At 69.9% G+C, this 10541-nt stretch carries 7 protein-coding genes; all 7 read right to left on the bottom strand.

Translation table 11 applies throughout. The features are described from left to right. Nucleotides 1–259 precede the first annotated feature (259 nt). Nucleotides 260–2170 carry an outer membrane protein assembly factor BamB family protein gene (locus G6048_RS43270; protein WP_165345095.1) on the bottom strand — a complete coding sequence of 637 codons (1911 nt, stop codon included), beginning with the start codon at nt 2168–2170 and terminating at the stop codon, nt 260–262. A gap of 67 nt (nt 2171–2237) precedes the next feature. After that, nucleotides 2238–4061: an outer membrane protein assembly factor BamB family protein gene (locus G6048_RS43265; RefSeq protein WP_165345094.1), complete on the bottom strand. Its 1824-nt coding sequence runs from the start codon at nt 4059–4061 to the stop codon at nt 2238–2240. Between the two features lie 213 nt (nt 4062–4274). Next, nucleotides 4275–6095, bottom strand: coding sequence for an ABC-F family ATP-binding cassette domain-containing protein (locus tag G6048_RS43260; protein WP_165345093.1), 1821 nt, complete (start codon nt 6093–6095; stop codon nt 4275–4277). Nucleotides 6096–6199: 104 nt separating this feature from the next. Further along, nucleotides 6200–7093 (bottom strand): 4-(cytidine 5'-diphospho)-2-C-methyl-D-erythritol kinase, encoded by an 894-nt coding sequence (locus G6048_RS43255; protein ID WP_165345092.1) that lies wholly within the window; start codon nt 7091–7093, stop codon nt 6200–6202. Continuing rightward, nucleotides 7090–7983 carry a 16S rRNA (adenine(1518)-N(6)/adenine(1519)-N(6))-dimethyltransferase RsmA gene (gene rsmA / locus G6048_RS43250; protein WP_408056228.1) on the bottom strand — a complete coding sequence of 298 codons (894 nt, stop codon included), beginning with the start codon at nt 7981–7983 and terminating at the stop codon, nt 7090–7092. The genes G6048_RS43255 and rsmA overlap by 4 nt, the downstream gene beginning before the upstream one ends. A 113-nt stretch (nt 7984–8096) precedes the next feature. After that, nucleotides 8097–9509: a ubiquitin-like domain-containing protein gene (locus G6048_RS43245; protein ID WP_165345091.1), complete on the bottom strand. Its 1413-nt coding sequence runs from the start codon at nt 9507–9509 to the stop codon at nt 8097–8099. A 131-nt stretch (nt 9510–9640) separates the two neighbouring features. Continuing rightward, the coding region (locus G6048_RS43240) for a TatD family hydrolase (RefSeq protein ID WP_235991032.1) at nt 9641–10541 on the bottom strand (901 nt) is incomplete at its 5' end.

The following is a 10541-nucleotide window of genomic DNA, read 5'->3' as shown; positions in this document are numbered from 1 at the left end:
GGTCCCCAACTGGTCCCCCATGGACAGGAGCCCCCCGGCTCTCCATCCCCCGGAAGCTACACGCTTGTTCGACGTTGCGCTTCCCCTACCGGTGAGAAGTGCCCGGATTGCCAAAATTCCTCGCATTCGCGAGCAGGCGAGGAAACGATCGAGGACAAGCGTAGGCCCCGTCCCTGAGCAGGGACGGGGCCTTGATCCACGTAGGGACGCCTTGATCGTCGTACGACCGGAAAGGGCAGCCTTCCGATCGCCGTACGCCCTACTGCGCGCCGAATCCGATCGCCGTGTACTTCTCGTCGTCCGAGGAGGACGAGGGCTTGCTGATCAGGTCCTGGCCCATGAAGAGGCGGCCGTTCGCGTAAAGCATCTCGGACGTCTTCGGGACCATGCTGCTGATCGCGTTGCGGACCTGCTCGGAGGCCGGGGTCACCAGGAGCTTGGTCTGCTCGAAGCTGCCGCCGTTGATCGAGACGACCTCGGAACCCTTGTCGTAGGGGCCCTGCTTGTACGCGATGATGTTGCCGCCGTCCATCCGGATCGGGAAGATCTCGTAGCCGTCACCGGCGTCGGCGCGGTCGCCCGCGGTCTTGCCGGTGGCCAGCGAGAAGGAGATCACCTCGTTGGTGCGGCTGTACTCCTTGGTTCCGTCGTGCTGCCTGGTCGGGACGTAGAGCTTGTCGTTGCCGACGAGGATGCCCTTGCAGTCGTGGATCTTGCCGACGCCGCAGTCGTGGTCGTACTTGTCGGCCTCCATCGCGATCTTGGTACGGAGCTTGCCGCTCTCGTCCAGCGAGAAGATGTCCGAGGTGCCGGTCCCGGTGGGGTTGTCGGGGTCGGATTCCACGCCGAACACGACCGGCTTGGTGGAGATCACCTTGGCGTTGTCGATGCCCGCGGGCAGCTTGTACGTCCACTGGACGCTGCCGTCCTTGGAGTTGAGCAGCTGGACCTCGAGCTTCTCCTCGCCGAAGTCACCGCACTTGCGCACGGCGACCAGCTGCTCGCCACCGCGGTAGCCCAGGTCCTCGCACTCCTCGACCTTCGGCTGCCACAGGATCTTGCCGGTGGTGAGGTCGAAGCCCGCGCCGCCGTCGAGTCCCGCACCCACGGCGACCGTGGTGCCGGTGATGCTGGCTTCCTCGAACTTGGCCTTCTCGCTGCCTTCGCCCACGGACTTGGTCCAGAGCTGTTTGCCGGTGTTCAGGTTGAAGGCAGTGACCTCGGTGCACCCCGGGTACTTGTTGGTCTTGCTGCGCTTGGACCCCTCGGAGATCACCACGGTCACACCGTCCTCGGTGATCTCGGGAGAGGCCGCGCAGGAGTGACCCTTCAGCGGCATCGTCCAGGTCTCCTTGCCGGAGGCCGGGTCGTAGCCGATGACCTCGTTGAGGCTGGCCTTGGCGTACACCTTGTCCGTCAGCCAGGAGCCCCCCACGCTCCAGACCTCGTCGTCGGGCACCTCGGGCTGGGGCACCTGGAAGAGGATCTTGGCGCTGGTGCTGGACGGCACCTTCTCGGAGCCGCCCCCGTCGGGGGCCTCCTTGCTGGTGTCGCCCTTGCCGTCTTCGCCGCCGGTGCCGCCGGACGTACCGGAGGCGTCGGGCTTGTCGTCGCCGCTCGTGGTCGTGTACAAGATTCCGCCGCCCACGATGAGGCCGATGGCCAGGACGGCCGCAACGATGATCATCAGCTGGGCGTTGAGCTTGCGGCCGCCGCCCGGCGCCTGCGGCTGGAGCGGCATCGTCGAGGGCTGCGGGTAGCCGTACTGGGGCTGCTGTCCCGGGTAGCCGTACCCGGGCTGGCCCGGGGGCTGGGTCTGCGGATAGCCGTACGGCTGCGGCGGGGCCGTCGGGGGTGGAGTCCCGGGGGCCGGCGGTGCCTGCGGGTAGCCGTAGCCGGGGTTCGGAGGAATGCCCTGCGGTGGTTGCCCCGGGGGCGGAGTCGGCGCACCGAAACCGCCCGGCGGCGGGCTCTGCGGGGCGCCGAAACCACCCGGAGGCGGATCCTGGGGAGCGCCGAAACCATTCGGCGGCGGGTCCTGCGGGGCGCCGAACCCACCGGGCGGCGGGCTCTGCGGAGCCCCGAAGCCGTTCGGGGGCGGGTCCTGAGGTGCGCCCGAACCGCCTTCCTGCGGCGGCTGGTTGGGCGGCGGGGGCGGCGGCTGACTCATGACGGGTTACCTCGGAAAACTCGGAGAAGAAGCAGGAGAAGGGAGGGGCGGGACGAGAGCCGGCGGATCACTTGCCGTAGGCCAGCATCAGCTTTTCCTTCGTCTCGTCACGGCCCGACAGCCGGGTCGTGGAGATGTAGAAGCGGCCGTCCACGTAGTCCACGTCCTTCGAGTAGAAGCCGCTCTCGATGTCCGCGGTGCCCTGCGGGTTCTGCAGCAGCTTCTTCGGCGTGTGGGAGCTGCCGCCCGTCGGGATGGACACGACCCTGCCGCCCGAGTCGTACGACGGCTGGACGTACGCGAGGAGGTTCGTGCCGTCCATCTTCAGCGGCTGCATGCGCTCTTCCACCGGGGACTTGGTGCGCCACTTCTCCTTGCCGGTGGCCATGTTGATCGCGACGATCTCGTTGGCGCCGGTCTTCGCGTCGGTCGGCAGATAGAGGGTGTCCTTGTCGGCCGCGACGCCCTGGCAGCCCTGCAGATCACGCGAGAGGATCGCCCAGCCGCACTCCGGCGCGAACGACTCGTCGATGTCGACCTGCGCGGTCACCTTGCCGTTGTTCAGCGTGGAGATGTTCCACTGCTTCTTGTCCTCGTTGGTGAGGTACATGACGACGGGGTCGGTGGAGTAAGTCCGCGCGGCCTGCCAGCCCTTGGGGACCTTCCACGTCCACTTGGCCTTTCCGGTGGCCGGGTCGAGTTCCTGCACCTCGTCGTGCTCGTTGTCGCTGCCGGCCGCGCAGGACGAGACGCCGATGAGCTTGCTGCCGCCCGCGAACGCGGCCGGGAAGCAGGCCGAGCCGTACCTCTTCTTGTCCCACAGCTTGTCGCCCGTCGTGACGTCGTAACCGACGCCCGACTGCCCGCGGCCGACCACCAACGTGTCGCCGGTGACGGTCAGTCCGAGCTGGAGCATGCTGTCGAAGAGTTCGCCCGCCGGGATCTCCTCGGTCCAGCCCTTTTTGCCGGTGTTGAGGTCGATCTCCATCAGCTGGTTGCAGTCGGCGGTGTCCTTGGTGCCCTCTTTGTACGCGACGACGATCTTGTCGTCGGCGGTCTTCTCCGGAGTGACCGAGCAGATCTCCTGCGGCAGCGTGATCTCGGGCCAGGCCGGCTTGCCGTCACCGACGTTGTACGCGAAGACCTGCTTGTACGCGGCTTTCACCGCGGTCTTCTCGGTGATCCACATACCGGGGGCGTCGGCACCGGAACCGGGCGCGTCGGGCCCCTCCTTGTACCAGAGCACCTTCGATTCGCCCGCCTGACGGCCCGCGTTGAGATCCTCGGTGTCCTCGCCGCCTCCGCCGTCACCGTCGCCCGGGTTGATCGGGGCCTCGCCCGCGGAGGGCTTGGCGTCGCCGCTCTTCTTGGCTTCGGGCTTCTTGTCGCCGTCGCCGCCGGAGACCGCGATCACGGTGCCGCCGATGACGAGGGCGGCGGCCAGCGCGGCTCCGATGATGATGGCGGGCTTGCCCTTGAAGGGGTTGCGCGAGCCGCCGCCCGGCGGGGTGCCGGGCGGGCCGGGGAACTGGGGCTGCTGCGGGTAGCCGTAGCCGGGCTGGCCGTAGGGGCCGGGCTGAGGCTGTCCGTACGGTCCTGGCTGCGGGGCGTACGGTCCCGGCTGGGCGTACGGTCCTGGCTGCTGACCGTACGGACCCGGCTGGTTGTACGGGCCGGGCTGCTGGGGGTAGCCGTAACCAGGCTGCGGCGCAGGCGGTGTCCCCGGAGCTCCGCCCTGCGGCGGCGCCTGTGGCGCGCCCTGCGGAGGCGGTGGGGCCTGCGGCGGCTGCGCGGGCGGCGGAGGTGCTCCCTGGCCCGGGTGCTGTCCACCCGGAGGATCCTGTGGAGCTCCGAACCCGCCCTGTGGCGGCTGGTTGGGCGGCTGGGACATCAGCGCGTTCCCCCTTCATCACTGATTTTTAGCCACGCCTAGAAGTACGTAGTGAATACGGAGTTGTACTCAGCGTCGTACTCAGACAGTTCAGACGGTTCTCAGACGGCCCTTTCTATCACCATGTCCAGATCGAACTCAGGGCCGGTCCATCCCCTGTTCCCAAGGGAGGACCGGCCCGTGATGCCGTCGTTACGCTCCTTCACGCCACCTTCACGCGTCGTCTGCGAGCTCCAGCCAGCGGGTCTCCAACTCCTCGCGCTCGGTGGCCAGTTCACGCAGGTCGGCGTCCAGTTCGGCCACCTTCCCGAAGTCTGTGGCGTTCGCGGCGATTTGGTCGTGCAGCTTCTTCTCGTTCTCCGAGAGCCTGTCCAACTGCCGCTCGATCTTCTGAAGTTCCTTCTTCGCGGCGCGGCCCTCTTTGGAAGACACAGTGGCGGCGGAGATACCGGGCTTCTCGGCGGAGGGCGCCACGGGCGTCCGGGACGCCACCGCCTCCTCCATCTTGTGCCGCCGCTCCAGGTACTCGTCGATCCCGCGCGGCAGCATCCGCAGTGTCGCGTCGCCGAGCAGCGCGAACACCCGGTCCGTGGTCCGCTCGATGAAGAACCGGTCGTGGGAGATCACGACCATCGAGCCGGGCCAGCCGTCGAGTACGTCCTCGAGCTGGGTGAGCGTCTCGATGTCGAGGTCGTTGGTGGGCTCGTCGAGGAAGAGGACGTTCGGCTCGTCCATGAGCAGCCGCAGAAGCTGGAGCCGACGGCGCTCACCACCACTCAGGTCACCGACCGGCGTCCACTGCTTCTCCTTGTTGAAGCCGAAGGTCTCGCAGAGCTGACCGGCCGTCATCTCGCGTCCCTTGCCGAGGTCGACGCGGTCCCGGACCTGCTGCACGGCCTGCAACACCCTGAGGGCCGGGTCGAGTTCGGACACCTCCTGCGAGAGGTAGGCGAGCTTCACGGTCTTGCCGACCACGACCCGTCCGCCCGCGGGCTGCCGCTCGCCCTCGCTGTACGCCGCGTCGGCCATCGACCGCAGCAGGGAGGTCTTGCCCGAGCCGTTCACCCCGACGAGGCCGATACGGTCGCCGGGCCCGAGCTGCCACGTCACATGCTTCAGCAGCACCTTCGGGCCGGCCTGCACGGTGACGTTCTCGAGGTCGAAGACGGTCTTGCCGAGCCGGGTGGAGGCGAACTTCATCAGCTCGCTGGTGTCACGCGGCGGCGGTACGTCCGCGATCAGCTCGTTCGCGGCCTCGACGCGGAAGCGCGGCTTGGACGTACGGGCCGGAGCGCCGCGACGCAGCCAGGCCAGTTCCTTCCTGACCAGGTTCTGCCGCTTGACCTCCTCGGTGGCCGCGATGCGCTCACGCTCGGCGCGCGCGAAGACGTAGTCCGAGTAGCCGCCCTCGTACTCGTACACATCGCCCTTCTGCACGTCCCACATGCGCGTGCAGACCTGGTCGAGGAACCACCGGTCGTGCGTCACGCAGACGAGCGCCGACCGCCGCTCCCGCAGATGCTTCGCCAGCCAGGCGATGCCCTCCACGTCGAGGTGGTTGGTGGGCTCATCAAGGATGATCAGGTCCTGCTCGGCGATCAGCAGCTTGGCGAGCGCGATACGCCGCCGCTCGCCACCGGACAGCGGCCCGATGACGGTGTCGAGCCCCTGCGGAAACCCGGGCAGATCGAGCCCGCCGAACAGCCCCGTCAGTACGTCCCTGATCTTGGCGTTGCCCGCCCACTCATGGTCGGCCATGTCCCGGATGACCTCGTGCCGGACGGTGGCCGCGGGGTCGAGGGAGTCGTGCTGGGTGAGCACCCCGACGTGCAGCCCGCCGGAGTGCGTGACGCGTCCGGTGTCGGCCTCCTCCAGCTTGGCGAGCATCCGGATCAGCGTGGTCTTGCCGTCACCGTTGCGCCCGACGACGCCGATCCTGTCTCCCTCGGACACTCCGAGCGAGACGCCGTCGAGCAGGGCACGGGTGCCGTACACCTTGCTGACGTTCTCGACATTGACCAGGTTGACGGCCATTTCTCTCCTGACGCGGGGATCGATCAGCCTTCAAGCGTAGGCCCTCCGGGCGGGGGGCCGGGGCGTGCGGTGGCCGTCACTCGTTGTGATGACGCGACCGGGTCTCAGAGCACCGTCGCGCCGGGCGCGGGTGAGGGCGCGAGCCGGGCTGTGCGGCACGTGCCCGAGGCGAGCAGTGCCTCGGCGACCTTCGTCGCCGAGGGTGCGTCCCGGGTGAGGAACGCGTTCGTCGGGCCCGAGCCGGAGACCAAGGCGGCGAGGGCACCGGCGGCCGTGCCCGCGGCGAGGGTGTCCGCCAGGGACGGGCGCAGGGACAGGGCCGCGGGCTGGAGGTCGTTGGAGAGGGTGGCTGCGAGGGCGGTCGGGTCGCCCTTCGCGAGGGCATCGAGGAGGGGTTTGGACGCGAGTGGTTCGGGGACCTCGACGCCTTCGGTGAGGCGGTCGAACTCCGCGTACACCGCCGGGGTGGAGAGGCCGCCGTCGGCCACCGCGAAGACCCAGTGGAAGGTGCCGCCCACCTCGAGCGGGCGCAGCCGTTCGCCGCGACCCGTGCCGAGTGCGGCCCCGCCGACCAGGCTGAACGGTACGTCGCTGCCCAACTCGGCGCAGATGTCGAGGAGTTCGGCTCGGGGGGTGTTCGTGCCCCAGAGGGCGTCGCAGGCCAGGAGTGCTCCGGCGGCGTCTGCGGAGCCGCCCGCCATGCCGCCCGCTACCGGGATGTCCTTGGTGATGTGGAGGTGCACGTCGGGGGCGAGGCCGTGGCGGGCGGCCAGCTTCTGGGCCGCGCGGGCCGCCAAGTTCGTGTGGTCCAGGGGGACTTGATCCGCGTCCGGGCCTTCGCACGTGATGTGCAGCTCGTCCGCCGCCGTCGCCGTGACCTCGTCGTACAGGCCGACCGCCAGGAAGACGTTCGCCAGGTCGTGGAAGCCGTCGGGGCGGGCGGCGCCCACGGCCAGTTGGACGTTGACCTTCGCCGGAACGCGTACCGTCACGCTCACTGCTCTCCGCGCTCCTTGTTCTCGGCCTTGTCGGCCGGCCGGTTCTCCGCGATGCGGGCGAACTCCTCCACCGTCAGGGCCTCACCCCGAGCCTGCGGCGAGACGCCCGCCGCGACCAGGGCGGACTCCGCTGCCGCCGCCGAACCCGCCCAGCCGGAGAGCGCGGCCCGCAGGGTCTTGCGGCGCTGGGCGAAGGCGGCGTCGACCACGGCGAAGACCTCGCGCCTCGACGCCGTCGTCTTGACCGGCTCGGCGCGCCGGACGAGCGAGACGAGGCCGCTGTCCACGTTCGGGGCGGGCCAGAAGACCTTCCGGCCGATGGCCCCGGCGCGCCTGACGTCGGCGTACCAGTTGGCCTTCACCGAGGGCACGCCGTACACCTTCGAACCGGGCGCCGCCGCCAGTCGGTCGGCGACCTCCGCCTGCACCATCACGAGCGTGCGCTCGATGGTGGGGAAGGTCTCGAGCATGTGCAGCAGTACGGGGACGGCGACGTTGTAGGGGAGGTTGGCGACCAGGGCGGTCGGCGGAGGGCCGGGGAGTTCGGTCACCTGCATCGCGTCGGAGTGCACCAGCGCGAAACGGTCGGCTCGCTCCGGCATGCGTGCCTCGATCGTCGCCGGGAGCGCGCCCGCGAGTACGTCGTCGATCTCTACGGCGACGACGCGGTCCGCTGCCTCCAGGAGGGCCAGCGTGAGGGAGCCGAGCCCCGGGCCCACCTCGACGACCACGTCCTCCGGGCGGACGTCCGCGGTGCGGACGATGCGGCGGACCGTGTTCGCGTCGATGACGAAGTTCTGGCCGCGCTGTTTGGTGGGGCGTACGCCGAGCGCCGCGGCGAGTTCGCGGATGTCGGCGGGGCCCAGGAGGGCTTCGGGGGTGTTGCTCACGAGGGCCAGCGTACGGCGCGGTGGATGGGTGTTCTTTCCCCAGCCCCGCCCCTTCCCGAAACCGGGGCTGCGCCCCAGGCCCCCGCCAGGGGGTTGGGCCTGGGGCGCAGGGGTCACGCCTGCAGCCGAGCTCCGCAATGAGGCCAAGGACTCGCCCCCCGGCGTACATACAGCTTCTTCGCCCGATACGTCTGCTCCGCCGCAGGCGCATCCTGCGGACGCCCGGTACCACCGAGGCTCTGCCAGGTTCGCGCATCGAACTGGTAGAGGCCGCCGTACGTGCCGGACGAGTCCACAGCGGCCGGCCGCCCACCGGACTCGCACGCCGCGAGCGCGCTCCAGTTGAGGCCGTCGACATCGTCGGCAGCCGCCGGCAAAGGCTTGGTGCCGATCTTCACCACCTGCGTGCGAGGTTCGTGAACCACCTCGGACCCGAGCCGCCGCGGCTTGGAGCGCACACCGTTGACCGTACGGTGGGCGTAGGTGACGCGCCGCATCCCCGGCTGCCCCGCCCGCTCGACAACCTCGGTCCCCCGGAACAACGAGGCGTCCAACGTCCGGCGCACCCCGAACGCGATGGCCTCCTCCCGAACCTCCTTCGTGCGCGTGATCCGCAGCACCGTCACCGTCTGCCCGTCCCGCGGGAAACTGCCCGGCGGAACGGACGTGGTGTCCTGCCCCCGCAACGTGATCCCGGCCCCCTCCACGGCCTCACGAACGGTCGCGGCGTTCGTACGAACCGTCCGCGCCCGCCCGTCCGCCATGACCGTCACGGTCCGCTCGGTACGGACGTCGAGGGTCAGCCCGTCCAGCCCGATCCGCCGGGAGCGCGGGGCCGAGACGTACGCGCCCTCCGCACGCACCCCCAGCTCCCGCAGAGCCCCGTCCACCGTGCGCGCCGTAGTCCACACGGTGCGCCGCCGCCCGTCGAGGGTGAGGTGCAAGGGCCGCCCGTACCGGACGGCGACCTCCTCACCGCTGGTCAGCCGGGTGCCGGGAGCGGGCGCCACGACATCGTGGGCGCCCACCTCGACGCCCTCGTCGGCGAGCAGCTCGTTCACGTCGTCCGCGAAGGTGTGCAGCGTGCGCGGCTTCCCGTCGACGGTCAGCTCGACCGCCTTGTCGTCGGCGACGAACGCGGAGGTGCCGCCCGCCAGAAAGGCGACGACCAGCGCCCGCGGCACCAGCCGCCGCACCGCCTGCGGCCGCTCGGCGGCCTTCTGCCGCCGCGCCGCCCGACGCGCCTCGGCCCGGCCGCCGAAGGCACCGGGCAACTCGAGCGTGGGCGGCAGCGGCCGGTGCAGCTGGGGTTCGGTGGCCGCTTCGGGATTGGTCTCGTAGCCGACCCCGTGGTCGACCTCGTAGTCGATCTCGTGATCGATCTCGTGATCGATCTCGCACTGGGTCTCGTACGCGGGCCGGTACGTGTCCACGTAACCCTGTGGATCCTCAGCGGCGTACGGCTCATCGTCCGGCTGATCGTTCTCGTACGCCGGGCCATACGTCTCGTTCTGCGAAGTGCTCACGACGACACGCTCCAGGTGGTCCTCCGGATCGGGCGCGGAGAACCTAGCGGAGGGGCCGTCACTCTCCAAGGCGCCACGACTACGTTGTGTCGCCACGCAACCCGGGAATGCGCCCCCTTGGGCGTTATGCGTCAATAATCGAAGGCACGCTTCGTGTTCGCCGCGAGGGCCGTCGCCAGCGCGTCCTCGTCCAGACCGCGCACGGCGGCCATCGCACGGACCGTGACCGGAATGAGATACGGGGCGTTAGGCCGTCCGCGGTACGGCGCGGGGGTCAGGAACGGTGCGTCCGTCTCGACGAGGACGAGTTCGAGGGGCGCCACGGCGAGGGCGTCGCGCAACGGCTGGGCGTTCTTGAAGGTCATGTTCCCGGCGAAGGACATGAAGTAGCCGTTCTCCGCGCACAGTTCGGCCATCTCCGCGTCGCCGGAGTAGCAGTGGAAGACGGTGCGTTCGGGGGCGCCCTCCTCCTTGAGCACGCGTAGCACGTCGGCGTGGGCGTCGCGGTCGTGGATGACCAGCGTCTTGCCGTGCCGCTTGGCGATCTCGATATGGGCCCGGAACGACCGCTCCTGCGCGGCCTTGCCCTCGGGTCCCGTACGGAAGTAGTCGAGCCCGGTCTCCCCGACGCCCTTGACCTGTGGGAGAACCGCGAGCCGGTCGATCTCGGCGAGGGCCTCGTCCAGCGCGCTGTCGCCCGCCCGTCTCCCACCACCACCCTCTACCGAGGCCCTTCGGGCCGCCCCCTGGTTTCCGGGCTCGCGGGCGCCCTGCCGGGACCATCCGTCGGGGTCGCCGTGCACGATCCGGGGCGCCTCGTTGGGATGCAGCGCGACGGTCGCGTGCACGGCCTCGTACTCCGCGGCCGTCTCCGCCGCCCACCGCGAGCCCTTCAGATCGCAGCCGACCTGCACGACCGTCGTCACCCCGACCGCCGCGGCCTTCGCGAGCCCCTCCGCGACCGTGCCGGACTGCATGTCGAGGTGGGTGTGCGAGTCGGCGACGGGCACGCGGAGGGGGTCGGGGAGGGGC

The organism is Streptomyces ureilyticus (assembly GCF_011045025.1).
GTDB lineage: Bacteria > Actinomycetota > Actinomycetes > Streptomycetales > Streptomycetaceae > Streptomyces > Streptomyces ureilyticus.
Note: the sequence above shows the minus strand (reverse complement) of the source record. Positions and strands in the feature narration are given on the sequence as shown.